This is a genomic window from Nocardioides humilatus, assembly GCF_008373755.1.
Lineage (GTDB): Bacteria > Actinomycetota > Actinomycetes > Propionibacteriales > Nocardioidaceae > Nocardioides > Nocardioides humilatus.
The window spans coordinates 17730-31649 of record NZ_VUJV01000003.1 but is presented as its reverse complement, the minus strand read 5'-3'; the positions used below and the strand labels follow the sequence as shown (position 1 = coordinate 31649).

At 70.6% G+C, this 13920-nt stretch carries 11 protein-coding genes and 1 pseudogene; 4 read left to right on the top strand and 8 right to left on the bottom strand.

Annotated elements, in window-relative coordinates:
- Positions 1–2: 2 nt before the first annotated feature.
- Together F0U44_RS08080 and F0U44_RS08075 are read left to right on the top strand one after the other, a co-directional pair.
- Complete coding sequence (locus F0U44_RS08080; protein WP_149727806.1) at positions 3–953, top strand: co-chaperone YbbN; 951 nt, start codon at positions 3–5, stop codon at positions 951–953.
- Between the two features lie 11 nt (positions 954–964).
- Positions 965–1699, top strand: coding sequence for an EI24 domain-containing protein (locus F0U44_RS08075; RefSeq protein ID WP_149727805.1), 735 nt, complete (start codon positions 965–967; stop codon positions 1697–1699).
- Here the strand turns inward: F0U44_RS08075 and F0U44_RS08070 are convergent.
- Positions 1685–2575, bottom strand: coding sequence for a LysR family transcriptional regulator (locus F0U44_RS08070; RefSeq protein ID WP_149727804.1), 891 nt, complete (start codon positions 2573–2575; stop codon positions 1685–1687). The genes F0U44_RS08075 and F0U44_RS08070 overlap by 15 nt on opposite strands.
- 13 nt (positions 2576–2588) lie before the next feature.
- Between F0U44_RS08070 and F0U44_RS08065 the strand changes: the two are divergent.
- Positions 2589–3476 (top strand): annotated as a pseudogene (locus F0U44_RS08065) (EamA family transporter); the annotation flags it as partial.
- A 33-nt stretch (positions 3477–3509) separates the two neighbouring features.
- Here F0U44_RS08065 and F0U44_RS08060 read toward each other — a convergent pair.
- From F0U44_RS08060 to F0U44_RS08035, 6 genes are all read right to left on the bottom strand, one after another.
- On the bottom strand, positions 3510–4280 hold the full coding sequence (locus F0U44_RS08060; protein ID WP_149727803.1) for an NUDIX domain-containing protein: 771 nt from the start codon (positions 4278–4280) through the stop codon (positions 3510–3512).
- A gap of 41 nt (positions 4281–4321) precedes the next feature.
- Complete coding sequence (locus tag F0U44_RS08055) at positions 4322–4858, bottom strand: hypothetical protein (protein WP_149727802.1); 537 nt, start codon at positions 4856–4858, stop codon at positions 4322–4324.
- A 68-nt stretch (positions 4859–4926) separates the two neighbouring features.
- Positions 4927–6936 carry a 1,4-alpha-glucan branching protein GlgB gene (gene glgB / locus F0U44_RS08050; RefSeq protein WP_149727801.1) on the bottom strand — a complete coding sequence of 670 codons (2010 nt, stop codon included), beginning with the start codon at positions 6934–6936 and terminating at the stop codon, positions 4927–4929.
- The gene (locus F0U44_RS08045; RefSeq protein WP_149727800.1) at positions 6858–8189 is read right to left on the bottom strand and encodes a maltokinase N-terminal cap-like domain-containing protein; all 1332 of its coding nucleotides are present in this window, start codon (positions 8187–8189) and stop codon (positions 6858–6860) included. Before F0U44_RS08045 ends, glgB begins: the two co-directional genes overlap by 79 nt.
- 35 nt (positions 8190–8224) lie before the next feature.
- Entirely contained in the window at positions 8225–9973 is a 1749-nt protein-coding gene (gene treS, locus F0U44_RS08040) for a maltose alpha-D-glucosyltransferase (protein ID WP_149727799.1), read from the bottom strand.
- On the bottom strand, positions 9970–11949 hold the full coding sequence (locus F0U44_RS08035) for an alpha-1,4-glucan--maltose-1-phosphate maltosyltransferase (protein ID WP_149727798.1): 1980 nt from the start codon (positions 11947–11949) through the stop codon (positions 9970–9972). The genes treS and F0U44_RS08035 overlap by 4 nt, the downstream gene beginning before the upstream one ends.
- Before the next feature lie 82 nt (positions 11950–12031).
- On the opposite strand from F0U44_RS08035, the gene F0U44_RS08030 reads away from it, so the two are divergent.
- Positions 12032–12622, top strand: coding sequence for a class I SAM-dependent methyltransferase (locus tag F0U44_RS08030; protein ID WP_149727797.1), 591 nt, complete (start codon positions 12032–12034; stop codon positions 12620–12622).
- Here F0U44_RS08030 and F0U44_RS08025 read toward each other — a convergent pair.
- Positions 12612–13823, bottom strand: coding sequence for a molybdopterin molybdotransferase MoeA (locus F0U44_RS08025; RefSeq protein WP_149727796.1), 1212 nt, complete (start codon positions 13821–13823; stop codon positions 12612–12614). The two genes, F0U44_RS08030 and F0U44_RS08025, sit on opposite strands and share 11 nt — an antisense overlap.
- Positions 13824–13920 lie beyond the last annotated feature (97 nt).

Here is a 13920-nt window from a genome sequence, read left to right as displayed (position 1 = left end):
GCATGACGCAGCCTTTCGCAGGCCGAGGAGCGATCGACCTCTCGGCACTGAAGCGCCCCGCGCCCCAGCCCGCCCCCACCGCGGCGGGCGGCGGGACCGCGCCGGGCATGTCGGCCTACGCCCTCGACGTCAACGAGGAGAACTTCCAAGGCGTCCTCCAGGCCTCGACCACAGCGCCGGTCGTCCTCGTCTTCCACTCGCCGAGCCAGGCTCCTGAGAGCACGCAGATGGCCGACGACGTCGCCGACCTCGTCGGCCAGTACGACGGCCGCTTCCTCGCCGGCATCGTCGACGTGGATGCGCAGGCGCAGATCGCCCAGGTGATCGCGCAGGCCAGCCAGCTGCAGCAGCTGCCCGTGCCTTTGCTGATGGTCTTCCTCGACGGCCGTCCCGCGATCCAGCCGATCCCGGGCATGGTCACCCGCGAGGAGCTCAGCACCCTCTTCAACCAGCTCGGCCAACAGCTGACCGCGCAGGGCATCACCGGACGCCACCAGCCCCTTGCCACGGTGCCCACCGAGGGCGAGGAGGAGGTCGGCCCCGACCCGCGCTACGCCGCGGCCCAGGACGCGCTGGCGGCGGGCGACATGGACGCCGCGGTCGCGGAGTACCAGAAGCTCGCCGACGCCAACCCCGCCGACGCCGAGGCCGCTGCCGGGCTCGCGATGGCCAAGATCCTGCAGCGCACGCAGGGCGTCGACCTCAACGCCGCACGTGCTGCCGCTGCGGCAGCCCCCGACGACGTCGACGCTCAGATCATGGTCGCCGACCTCGACCTGCTCGGTGGCCACGTCGAGGACGCCTTCGCGCGTCTGGTCGAGCTCGTGCGTCGTACGTCGGACAAGGAGCGGGACCGTGCGCGGGACCACCTGGTCAGCCTCTTCGCCGCTGTCGGCAACGAGGACCCTCGAGTTCTGAAGGGCCGCCAGGCGCTGGCCTCGGCCCTCTTCTGAGCGGCCAGCCGATGGGCTTCGCGCACGGAGCGGGTTTCCTCTTCCGTGGCCTGAAGATGTGGCGCCAGCGCCCCGCGCTGATGCTGCTGGGCATCGTGCCGGCTGTGCTGGTGCTGATCGTGATGGTCGCCCTGTTCGTCACGGTCGTCCTGGTCGCCGACGACCTAGTCGACTGGGCTACGCCCTTCGCTGACGACTGGTCCGAGCCGTGGCAAGGCATCGTGCGGATCGGGCTCTACCTCGCCATGATCCTCGGCTCGCTCTTCCTCTTCGTCGTGACGTTCACCGGTCTGACGCTCGCCGTCGGGGACCCGTTCTACGAGAAGATCTGGCGCGAGACCGAGCTCATGATCGGCGGCGACGTGCCCGCTCGGGGTGTCGGTTGGTTGCGCGGTGCACTCGACGGTGCCGGGCTGATCGCGCTCGGCGTCGTGACGACCGTCGGAGTCTTCGTCATCGGCCTGGTACCGGTCGTCGGCCCCGTGGTCGGACCGATCCTCGGCGTCGTGGTCTCCGGTCGACTCGTGGCGGGCGAGCTCGTGTCGCGCGGCCTCGAGGCGCGCGGCATGGACCGCGCCGCCCAGAAGGCACTGCTCGCCGGCCACCGGCAGTCGATGCTGGGCTTCGGCACCGTCGTCCAGCTGTGCTTCCTGGTGCCCTTCGGTGCGGTCGTGATGATGCCGGCCGCGGTGGTCGGCTCGACGATGCTCGCGCGCGAGGCGCTGGACGGCTCAGCCGGCGCGTAGCGCGTCGAGCACGGCGCGGACGGCGGGGGAGTCGGCCATCGTGCGGCGGTGGAGCGCGTCGACCAGGCGGGTCGGCACCGGGTCGTAGACGTCGATCGCGACCAGGTCGGGACCCAGCGGGGCTCGACCGAGCCGCGGGACCAGGGCGACACCGAGCCCGGCGGCGACCAGGGCGAGGTGGGACTCGAACTCCATGGACACGTGGGCGATCCGCGGTGGTCGCCCGGTGCCGTCGTACATCCGGTGCAGCCACTGCCGGCAGATCGTGCCCTCGGGCGTCGCGATCCAATCGACGTCGAGCAGGTCGCGCGGCGTCACCTTGTCCCGGGAAGCGAGCGGGTGGTCGGCGGCGACGATGAGGTCGGCGACATCGTCGGCGACGCGGGTGGTCGCGAGATGGTCGGGTACGGCGAAGGTCACGCCTCCCCAGCGGTGCACGATGCCGACCTCGCACTGACCGGCGGCGACGAGGTCGACGGTGTCCCACGGTTCGCGCTCGTCGAGGGTGAGGCGGAGGCCGGGATGCTCGTCGAGCAGTCGGCGAGCGACCGGCGCGACGAGGCCGCGCATCGCGGTCGAGAAGGCGACCAGTCGCACGCTGCCGGTGACGACCCCTGCCCGGTGCTGGATCTCGGCCTCGAGCCGCTCGAGGTCGGCGAGGACCTGCTCGCCCGCCTCGACGAGGTGGCGGCCGTGGCTGGTGAGCATGACCCCGCGACCGACGCGCTCCAGGAGAGGTACGCCGACCTGACGCTCGAGCCGCTTCACCTGTTGTGACACGGCGCTCGGCGTGAAGCCGGTGGCCTCGGCTGCAGCGATGACCGACCCGTGGGTGGCGACCGCGCGCAGGCCGCTGAGGGCAGCCAGATCAATCATGTAGCGAGACTACATGGAATGCGGCACAAACATTCGCTGGTGCTTCACGATCGGCGCCCGCACGATAGAGCCCATGAGCCGTCGTGACTGCCTCCTCGCCGCCCTCGTCGCGGGCCTGTGGGGGTTCAACTTCGTCGTGATCGAGTGGGGGATGGGCGACGTGCCCCCGCTGCTCTTCGCGGCGGTGCGGTTCACGGCAGTGGTCCTGCCGGCGGTCTTCCTGGTGCCGCGCCCGGACGCGCCGTGGCGCGTCGTGGTCGCGGTCGGCGTCTTCATGTCGCTCGGCCAGTTCGGGCTCCTCTACTCCGCGATGGCAGCAGGCATGCCGGCGGGACTGGCCGGCCTCGTGCTCCAGGCCCAGGTGGTGTTGACCATCGTGCTCGCCGCGATCGCCCTCCGGGAGCGGCCGACCCGGGCGCAGGTGGTCGGTGTCGGTCTCGGCGCAGTCGGACTGGTTGTGGTCGGGCTGGGCCGCGGCGGTCACATCGCCGCAGTCGCCCTCGTCCTCTGCCTGCTCGCCGCGCTCTCCTGGGCGATCGGCAACGTCGTCTCTCGCGCATCGGGCGTCACCGGCGGGCTCCCGCTCACGGTGTGGTCGGCGCTCGTCGTCCCCGTGCCCTTGGTCGGCCTGGCGGTGGCGCTCGACGGCCCCGGCGCGGTCGCCGACGGCATGGCCGCCTTCGGCTGGCAGGCGGCGGTCTCGACCCTCTACACGGCCGGGCTCGCTTCGCTCGTCGGCTACGCGATCTTCAACGGGCTGCTCTCGCGCAACCCGTCGGCCGCCGTCGTCCCGTGGATCCTGCTCGTGCCGCCGGTGTCGATCGGCTCGGCGTGGCTCCTGCTCGGCGAGCAGCCGACGCCGGCCGAACTGGTGGGCGGTGCCGTGCTGGTCGCGGGGGTGCTGGTCGCGCTGCGACCCGCCGGCGATCGGTGGCTAGCGGCCCGACTCGGTGTAGGCCGGACCGCCACCGAGGTTGGCGAGGGCCGCTCGGACACGGCGGGCGGTGAAGTCGGCGGCGCGCTCCTCGACCTGGTCGAGGGTGCAGAACTCGGCCGTGCGGATCTCGCGCGCCTGCGGCACGATCCGCTCGACGAGCGAGGCGTCGTGGGTGCCACCGTCGAAGACCAGGCACAGCGCGTCGTCCCAGCCGCCCCACGGGGGTAGCCAGTCGGTCAGCAGCAGCGGGCCGGCGGGGATCTCGAGGCCGAGCTCCTCCTCGACCTCGCGGGAGACCGCCAACAGCGGTGACTCGCCGACCTCGACCACGCCGCCCGGGAGGTCCCAGTCGGCCTTGTAGGTGAGCTGGCACAGCAGCACCCGCGGCTCGGGAGAGGTGTCGCGGATCAGCATCTGGCTGATCCCGCGCTTGCGGGGCAGGAACGAGTTGAGGAGGGCGCGGAAGCCGCCCGGCTCGTGCACCTCGACGTCGTCGGCCAGCCGCGCGAAGACGACGAGGTCCCCGCCGATGCGTCGCTGGATGCCCTCGCGGCGCAGGCCCGCCCAGGTGGCGATCCGCTGGCCCTCGTCGTCACCCTCGGCCACGAGCGTCTCGACACGGTCATGGTCGAGCAGCGCGGCGGCCACGTCACGTCGTACGACGTCGACGGCGGCCTGCCACCCGCGCTCGGTCAGGTCCGCCGTCCAGTGGATGCGGGCGACCCGGTCGGACACGGTGGAGAGCTGCGTGTCGGGCTGGTCGGGCACGGGTCCACCCTAACCAGACCCGTTCCGGCTTCCGTCAGGAGTCAGCCTCGCTGCAGCACCAGGTGCTGATGGGTGTGGTCGCGCTCGGTGCGATCGTTCGATCCGTAGTGAAGGCGGGAGTGGACCGTGAACCGCCACTGGTCCTGAAGTCCGCCGTGGAAGCAGCCCTGTGGGAAGCCGAGCCGGATCAGGTCGCGGCCCTCGGCCCAGCGAACCGTCGCATCGGGGCACGCGCGCGCTGCCGACCAGCCGTCGCCCCACTCACGGAAGTGGGTGACGACCGTGCCGTCACCCCGCTGGCGTACTTCGACGTTGAGGCCGAAGACGCCCTCGAACGACGGGTCGGACATGTAGAAGGTGAAGCGCCCGGCATCGGTGAGGTCGCGCACGTGGGCGACCATCTCGACATGGCGCGGGGCGTTGCGCACGTGCAGCCCGGTCAGGTCGATCGCGGCGAGCTTGCCGCCCCCGGTCGCGTAGAGGACCGCGCCGGTCTCGGCCGACGCTGGCGGCGTGGGCGCGAAGCCGTTGATCAGGAGCGCCGCGGCCGTCGCAGCGAGGATGCTGAGCTTGTTCACGAGGGGAGCCTTCCTCCGAGGGGGTTCGAGAGTACGACGCAAGATCCGGCGAGAAGGTTGCGTGGGCGTCAGCCGGCTGCTGGTGCGCGGAGCCAGATCGTCGCCAAGGGCGGGAGCGTGAGGATGGCGTAGGCGGGACTGCCGCCGGGCGCCCGAGCCTCGAGGGCGGGTGCCTCCTGCGCCACCAGCTCGCCGAGGTTGCCGACGCCCGAGCCGCCGTAGCTCTCCGCGTCGGTGTTGAGGACCTCGGCCCACCGCCCCGCCCGCGGGAGGCCCAGCCGGTAGAAGCCGTGGGTGCTGTTGGCGAAGTTGGTGACGCAGACCAGGTCGGGCTCACCGGAGCCTTCGGGTGCCTTGCGGATGAAGGAGAAGACGTTGTGGCCGGCGTCGTTGGCGTCGATCCACGCGAAGCCCGCGGGGTCGTTGTCCTGCAGCCAGAGGGCGGGGACCTCGCGGTAGCGCGCGTTGAGGTCGCGCACCATCGACTGCATGCCGACGTGGGCAGGATCGGCGAGCAGCCACCAGTCGAGCTCGCGCGACTCCGCCCACTCGGAGTCCTGGGCGAACTCCGAGCCCATGAAGAGCAGCGGCTTGCCCGGGTGGGCCCACATGTAGGCCAGGTAGGCCCTCAGGTTGGCCAGCTGCTGCCACCGGTCGCCGGGCATCTTGCGCAGCAGCGAGCCCTTGCCGTGGACGACCTCGTCGTGGCTGAGCGGCAGTACGTAGTTTTCGGTGAAGGCGTAGACGAGCGCGAAGGTGAGCTCGCCGTGGTGGTAGGCGCGGTGCACCGGCTCGCGCTTGAGGTAGCCGAGCGAGTCGTGCATCCAGCCCATGTTCCACTTGAACCCGAAGCCGAGCCCGCCGCCCGAGGTCGCACCGGTGACGCCCGGCCAGGAGGTCGACTCCTCGGCGATCGTCGTGATGCCGGGGACCCGCTTGTAGACGGTGGCGTTGAGCTCCTGGAGGAACTGGACGGCCTCGAGGTTCTCGTGGCCGCCATATTTGTTGGGGACCCACTCGCCATCGTTGCGGGCGTAGTCGAGGTAGAGCATCGAGGCGACGCCGTCGACCCGGAGCCCGTCGGCGTGGAACTCTTCGAGCCAGTAGACAGCGTTGGCGAAGAGGAAGTTGCGCACCTCGTTGCGCCCGAAGTCGAAGATGTGGGAGCCCCACTCCGGGTGCCAGCCCTTGCGCGGGTCGGGGTGCTCGTAGAGAGGGGTCCCGTCGAAGCGGACCAGTGCCCACTCGTCGGTCGCGAAGTGACCCGGCACCCAGTCGAGGATGACCCCGATGCCCGCCTGGTGGAGAGCGTCGACGAGGCGGCGGAAGCCGTCGGGGTCGCCGAAGCGCGAGTCGGGAGCGAAGTACGACGTCACGTGGTAGCCCCACGAGCCACCGAAGGGGTGCTGCATGACGGGCATCAGCTCGACGTGGGTGAAGCCGAGGTCGGCGAGGTAGCCGGGCAGCCCGGTGACGGGGTCGGCGAGCTCGTCGTAGGTCCAGAAGGTCCCGTCGGGATGGCGCTTCCACGAGGCGAGGTGCATCTCGTAGGTCGCCATCGGCTCGTTGACCGGCTGCCTCCGCGCCCGTTGCGCGAGCCACTCGTCGTCCTGCCAGACGTGGGTGGACGTGAAGACGCGGGAGGCGGTCTCGGGGGGCAGCTCGGCGTGGAACGCCATCGGGTCGGCCTTCTGGCGCCAGATCCCGTCGGCACCGTGGATCTGGAACTTGTACGTCGTCCCGCTCTCGACGCCCGGCACGAAGCCCGACCACACGCCCGCCCCGTCGACCTGCTCGAGGGCGTGGGCGTTGCCGTCCCAGGCGTTGAAGTCGCCGATGACGCTGACCGACCGCGCGTTGGGCGCCCACACCGAGAAGGACGTGCCGCCGTCACGCACGTGGGCGCCGAGGGCACGCCACAGCTGCTCGTGACGCCCCTCGCCGATCAGGTGGAGGTCGAGGTCACCGAGGCCGGCCGTCGCGCGTGGGTCGGGGGCGTTCACGGTGTGCCCACCCGCGCGGCTGCTTCCAGCGGGATCGGCAGCCAGGAGGGTCGGTTGCGGGCCTCGTAGACGCATTCGTAGACGGTCTTGTCGGCGACGTAGGCCGCCACGAGTGCGCCTTCGTCCGGGGTCAGCGAGGTGGCGCCCGCGTAGGCGGCCAGGAACGCGGCCTTGTTGCGCGCAGCCCACTCCTCGGCCCGCCGCTCGCGCTGGGCGACGACGTCCGAGTCGTCGCCGGGCATGGACCGGGCCATCGCGTGGGGTGCGTAGTCGAAGGAGCGCAGCATCCCGGCGACATCGCGCCACGGGCTGTCGGGCAGGAGCCGCTCGGCGAGCGGTTTCGCGGGCTCGCCCTCGAAGTCGACCAGCTTCCAGCCCTTGATCGTGCGCAGCGTCTGGCCGAGGTGGAGGTCGCCGTGGACGCGCTGCACCTCGATCTTCCCGAGGTCGGCCAGGGCGCCGTAGGCGCCGCGCAACCGGTCGGCGTGCTCGGCGAGCTCGGGCACCACGTCGATCGCCGCACCGAGCCGCAGCGACATCTGCTGGGCGATCAGCGTCGCGTCGAGGGTGTCGACGCCGAAGGCTTCGCGCAGCTCGGCGTGCACCTCGGCGAGGGAGGTGCCGAGTCGTGCCGCCTCGGCTGCGAAGTCGCCGCCGACCTCGTCGGCGTGGAGATCGGCCTCGGAGAAGAGGTCGCGCACGCTCGTGAGCGCGAACTCCCACCCGTCGCTGGCCGTGCGGAGGAACTGCTGCAGCATCGCCAGGTGCACCAGCTCGCCGTCGATGCTGCTCTCGACCCAGCCGTAGAGCGCGGCGACGTGGGGGGACCCGGCCTCGGTCAGGACCTGGTGGGTGGTGATGTCGGGGTTGGCGCCGGGGGTGATCTTGCGGAAGACCTTGAGCACGGAGTCCTCACCGAAGAGCACCGAGGAGTTGGACTGCTCGCCGCTGAAGAGCGCCGGGGCAGCCTCGAGATCGAGCTCGTGGCCGGGTTGGCGGACGAACGTGATCTCGTCGGTCGCGGGAGTTGCGGCGATCGCCTCGAGGAAGCGGGTCATGCTCCCGCGGTCGCGGAGCGCGTCGTAGGCGTGCACCCAGCCGTGGTCGTCGTCCTCCCACCAGCCGACGAACGCGTCGTCCAGGGTGCTCTCCGGCTCGGCGAGGAGCAGCAGCGGGAGCTGGTAGAGCTCCATCTCGCCGTCGTCGTAGGTCAGCTCGACGAGGTCGACCACAACCGTGGGTCCCTCGCCGGGGAGAGCGCCCAGACGTCGGGAGCCGGACACGGTGAAGGGGCGGCCCTTGCCGCCGAACCAACGCGCTTCGTTCACAAAGCCGAGAAGAGACTCAGCGCGGGTCGTCATGGCTACACCACCGGCCGCTCGTCGGTATCGGGATTGATGAGACGGAACCAGTAGAAGCCGTGGCCGCTCAGGGTCAGGAGGTAGGGCAGCTCACCCACCGCGGGGAACGCGACGCCGCCGACGAGTTCCACCGGCACGCGTCCCTCGAACCGGCGCAGGTCGAGCTCGACGGGCTGCGGGAAGCGGGAGAGGTTGTTGACGCACATGATCACGTCGTCCTCGCCGTCGGGACCCGTGTGCTCGCGGACGTAGGAGAGGACGGTCGGGTTGGAGCCGCCGAGATCGTTGAACGTCCCGAGCCCGAAGGCAGGGTGCTTGCGGCGGGCGTGGATCATGCGCTGCGTCCAGTGCAGGAGGGACGAGCTGTTCTCGAGCTGTGCTTCGACATTGACGCTCTGGTACCCGTAGATGTGGTCCTGGATAACAGGCAGGTGCAGCTTTCCGGGAGTGGCCGCGGAGAACCCGGCATTGCGGTCAGGGGTCCACTGCATCGGGGTGCGGACGCCGTCGCGGTCACCGAGCCAGATGTTGTCGCCCATCCCGATCTCGTCGCCGTAGTAGAGGACGGGCGAGCCCGGCAGTGAGAGCAGCAGAGCGGTGAACAGCTCGATCTGGTTGGTGTCGTTGTCGAGCAGGGGAGCGAGCCGGCGTCGAATGCCGATGTTGGCCTTCATCCGCGGGTCCTTGGCGTATTCGCCCCACATGTAGTCGCGGTCCTCGTCGGTGACCATCTCAAGGGTCAGCTCGTCGTGGTTGCGGAGGAAGATGCCCCACTGGCAGCCGTTCGGGATCGAGGGAGTCGCCGCCATGATCTCCGAGATCGGGTAGCGCGACTCCCGTCGTACGGCCATGAAGATGCGGGGCATCACCGGGAAGTGGAAGGCCATGTGGCACTCGGTGCCGACCATCTCTCCGGGCTCGCCGCCCTCGACCGGCTCCGGGCCGAAGTATTCGACGACGTCGTCGGGCCACTGGTTGGCCTCGCAGAGGAGCACGGTGCCGGGATATTTCTCGTCGACGAACCGCCGGACCACCTTGAGCGCTTCATGGGTCTCCGGGAGGTTCTCGCCGTTGGTGCCGGGCCTCTCGTAGAGGTAGGGCACGGCATCGAGCCGGAAGCCGTCGAGTCCCATGGCCAACCAGAAGTCCATCGCCTCGAGCATCGCCTCCATGACCTTCGGGTTGTCGAAGTTGAGGTCGGGCTGGTGGTGGAAGAAGCGGTGCCAGTAGTACTGGCCGCGCACGGGGTCGAAGGTCCAGTTGGACGGCTCGGTGTCGACGAAGATGATCCGCGCCTCTTGGTAGAGCTCGTCGGTGTCGGACCACACGTAGAAGTCGCCGTAGGGGCCGTCGGGATCGGTGCGCGACGCCTGGAACCACGGGTGCTGGTCGCTGGTGTGGTTCATGACGAAGTCGATGATCACGCGGATGCCGCGCTTGTGGGCCTCGTCGAGGAAGTGGTGGAAGTCGTCGACCGTGCCGGCCTCCGGAAGGATGTCGGTGTAGTCGGCGACGTCGTAGCCGCCGTCGCGCAGCGGCGAGGTGAAGAAGGGCGGCACCCACAGGCAGTCGACGCCGAGCCACTGCAGGTAGTCGAGCTTCTCCGTCAGTCCCCGGAAGTCACCGGTGCCGTCGGCGTTGGAGTCACGGAACGACCGGACCAGCACCTCGTAGAAGACGGCCGTCCGGAACCAGTCGGGCTCGTTGTTGAGCACCACCGACTTCTCGGAGCGACCGGGTGTGGCCGTCACTGGGCCGGCCTCACGGTCAGCACGTGCGCCGGCTCCTCGCGCGGGTCCAGCCGCACGAAGTTGTCCGCAGTCCAGGTCCACTCGCTGCCGGTGAGCTCGTCGTGGACCGGGAAGGACGTGCCGGACGGCAGGCCGAGCGCGGCGAGGTCGAGGTGGACCATCGTCTCGCGCACGGCGTGGGGGTCGAGGTTGATCACGACGATCACCTTGTCAGGACCGGCCGTCTTGCTGAAGCAGAGGATGCCGTCGTCTTCGGTGGGATGGATCACCAGGTTGCGCAGCTGCTGCAGCGCCGGGTGGCGTCGGCGGGCGTCGTTGAGCTTGGTGAGGTACGGCGCCAGCGACCGTCCCTCGGCCTCGGCGGCCTCCCAGTCGCGGATCCGGACCTGGTACTTCTCCGAGTCGAGGTACTCCTCGCTCCCCGGCCGCACCGCCACGTGCTCGAAGAGCTCGTAACCGGCGTAGACGCCCCAGCTGGGTGAACCGGTGGCCGCGAGGGCCGCCCGGATCTTGAAGGCCGCCGGGCCGCCGTACTGGAGGAACTCGTGGAGGATGTCGGGGGTGTTGACGAAGAAGTTGGGCCGCACCCGGTGGGCCGACTCGGTCGCCACCTCGCGCAGGTAGTCCTCGACCTCGCCCTTCGCGGTGCGCCAGGTGAAGTAGGAGTAGCTCTGGTGGAAGCCGATCGAACCGAGCGTCTGCAGCATCGGCGGCTTCGTGAACGCCTCCGACAAGAAGATCACGTCGGGGTCGGTCGTGCGGATCTCGGCGAGCAGCCACTGCCAGAAGAGGACCGGCTTGGTGTGCGGGTTGTCGACGCGGAAGATGCGCACGCCGTGCGCCATCCAGTGCCGCACCACGCGCAGGATTTCCTGGGCGAGACCCTCGGGGTCGTTGTCGAAGTTGAGCGGGTAGATGTCCTGGTATTTCTTCGGCGGGTTCTCCGCGTAGGCGATGGTGCCGTCGGCGCGGGTCGTGAACCACTCCGGGTGCGCGGCCACCCAGGGGTGATCGGGCGCGCACTGCAGGGCGAGGTCGAGGGCGACCTCGAGGCCGAGGGAGGCCGCGCTCGCGACGAACGCGTCGAAGTCGGCGAGGGTGCCGAGGTCGGGGTGGACCGCGTCGTGACCGCCGTCCTTGCTGCCGATCGCCCAAGGGGAGCCGGGGTCATCGGGTCCGGGAGTGAGGGTGTTGTTGGGACCCTTGCGGTTGACCTCGCCGATCGGGTGGATCGGCGGCAGGTAGATGACGTCGAAGCCCATCGCCGCGACGCCCTCCAGGCGCTTGGCGGCGGTCGAGAAGGTGCCGCTGACGACCGTGCCGGTCTTCGCGTCGCGGTAGGCGCCCTCCGAGCGCGGGAAGAACTCGTACCAGCTCCCGAACAGCGCCCGGGGGCGGTCGGCGTAGGCGGGGTAGGGGCCGTCGATGGTCACCAGCTCGCGGAGCGGGTTGGCCAGCAGCACGGCGGCCAGCTCCGGTGACTCCATCTGCGCCAGCCGGGCCTCGACCGGGCGCTTGACGTCGTGGGCTGCCTTGATGGCACCCGCGACCACGGTCTTGTCGCTCTTGGTCGTCAGGCTCGGGAGGACGCGCTCGAGGAGCAGCTTGCCCTCGGCGAACATGAGCTCCACGTCGACACCCGCGCGGATCTTGATGCCCGCGTCGTGCTGCCAGGTGGCGATGGGGTCGGACCATGCGTGGATCTCGAACGCCCACAGTCCCGGCAGGTCGGGCGTGACCCACGCGCTGTGGCGGTCGACGCTGTGCCGGTCGGTCACCGGTTGGGGTTGGAGCCGCACGGGCGGATGCCGGAGGCCGTCGGGGCCGATCAGCACGACCTCGGCGCCGAGCCGGTCGTGGCCCTCGCGAAACACCGTCGCCGAGACCGGGAAGGGCTCACCGACCGCTGCCTTCGCGGGCAGGCGGCCGCCGTCGACCACGGGCGTCACGTCGATCACGGGAATGCGTCCGACCATGACAACCACCCAATCACGTGCCTGGTGAAGGGGCGAGAGGGTGCTCCTCGGATCGGTGGGTAACCGTGCGTAGGTTGGTGCGATGACGCGGGAGATGTGGGATCGCGAGGCGGCCGTCTTCGACGACGAGCCGGACCACGGACTGGCGGACCGGGCGACGCGGGCGGCGTGGCGCGAGCTGTTGATCGGAGTGCTCCCGCCTGCGCCCGCACGCGTGGCCGACCTCGGGTGCGGCACCGGCACGCTGTCCCGGCTCCTGGTCGACGCCGGCTACGACGTCGACGGGTTGGACTTCTCGCCGGAGATGGTCCGCCGGGCCCGGGCCAAGGTGCCGGAGGCGAGGTTCGTCGAGGGGGACGCCGCCGATCCCCACCTGGAGGGCAGTCCCTACGACGTGGTGCTCAGCCGCCACGTGCTGTGGGCGATGTCCGACCCGGAGGCCGCCTTCGGGCGCTGGGTCGACCTGGTCCGGCCCGGCGGCACGGTCGTGCTGGTCGAGGGACACTGGTCGACCGGTGCCGGACTGACCGCAAGCGAGACCGAGGACGTCGTGCGCACCCGGCTCACTGAGGTCGAGGTACGGCCGCTCGCCGACGACATCTACTGGGGACGCCCGATCACCGACGAGCGCTACCTCGTGGTCGGCAGGGTCGTCGGCCGCGTCAGCGGGTGAGGTCCCAGACCTCTACGCCGGCCCCGGCCTCGAGTGACATCACCTCGGTCGGGACGTCCACCAGGCAGTCGGCGCGGGCCATCCAGCCGAGGAAACCCGACCCGGCGGGGCCGGTGAGCGCCACGGTGCCGGCGGACCGGTCGAGCAGGCCGCGCCGGAGCTGACGCTTGCCCGGCGGCGAGGTGAGTGCCTCGGTCAGCGTCGCGGTGACGACGTCGCGGTTCGGTCGAGGATGACCGAAGGCCGCTCGCAGTGCCGGACGCACGAACACCTCGAAGGACACGAGCGCGCTCACCGGGTTGCCGGGTAGGCAGACGACGGGCGTGCCGCCGTACTGACCGGAGCCCTGGGGCATCCCGGGCTGCATCGCCACCTTCGTGAACTCCACACCCCGAGGCCCGAGCGCGTCCTTGACCACCTCGTAGGCGCCGGCGCTGACGCCGCCCGAGGTCAGCACCAGGTCGATGCCGGCGTCGAGCTCCGCGTCGAGCGTCGCGAGGAACGTGGTGACGTCGTCGGAGGACCAGAGGCGTCGTACGGCGATGCATCCTGCGTCCTCGACCGCCGCCGCCAGCATGATGCTGTTGGAGTCACGGATCTGGCCGGCTGCCGGCTCCGGGTCGTCGGTGAGCTCGGAGCCGGTCGAGCAGACGAGCACCCGCGGCCGCGGGCGTACGACGACCGAGCCCACGCCGAGCGCCGCGAGGAGCCCGATCTGCGCCGGACCGATGACGGTGCCTCCGGGCAGCGCGGTCGCTCCGGCGACGATGTCGCCTCCTGCGACTCGCACGAACGAGCCGACCTCGCGGGCGGTCCGGATGGCGACGACCTCGGTGTCGCCGTCGGTCGCCTCGACCTCGACCACCGCGTCGGCGCCACGGGGGAGTGGTGCGCCGGTCATGATCCTGCGCGCGGTCCCCGCAGCGAGCTCCCCGCCGGGGGACCCGGCCGGGATGTCGGCCGTGACCGGCAGCCGGACCGGAGCGTCGTCGGACGCCGTGGAGATCTCAGCCGCCCGGACGGCGTAGCCGTCCATCGCGGAGTTGTCGAACGACGGCAACGACTCGGGCGCGAGGACCGGCTCCGCGAGCACCAGTCCCGCGGCCTCGGCAACGGGAAGGGTCGTCGGCGCGAGGCTCCCGATCAGCTCCGCGATCGCTCGTTGGTGCTCGGCGACGGTCCGGAGCGAGGTAGCAGGCACGCGGCCACCCTAATTGGGGAGACGAGGTGAGACAGCCCCCATGACTCCGTCTCACCCCGTCGCCTAGACCCACCAACGGCGAAGTGTGACGGGGGTT

Coding starts and splice junctions, on each gene's coding strand:
- F0U44_RS08035 (WP_149727798.1), bottom strand. CDS start 11,949: ATGGTCGGACGCATTCCCGTGATCGACGTGACGCCCGTGGTCGACGGC.
- F0U44_RS08080 (WP_149727806.1), top strand. CDS start 3: ATGACGCAGCCTTTCGCAGGCCGAGGAGCGATCGACCTCTCGGCACTG.
- F0U44_RS08030 (WP_149727797.1), top strand. CDS start 12,032: ATGACGCGGGAGATGTGGGATCGCGAGGCGGCCGTCTTCGACGACGAG.
- F0U44_RS08070 (WP_149727804.1), bottom strand. CDS start 2,575: ATGATTGATCTGGCTGCCCTCAGCGGCCTGCGCGCGGTCGCCACCCAC.
- glgB (WP_149727801.1), bottom strand. CDS start 6,936: ATGCGTCTACGAGGCCCGCAACCGACCCTCCTGGCTGCCGATCCCGCT.
- F0U44_RS08075 (WP_149727805.1), top strand. CDS start 965: ATGGGCTTCGCGCACGGAGCGGGTTTCCTCTTCCGTGGCCTGAAGATG.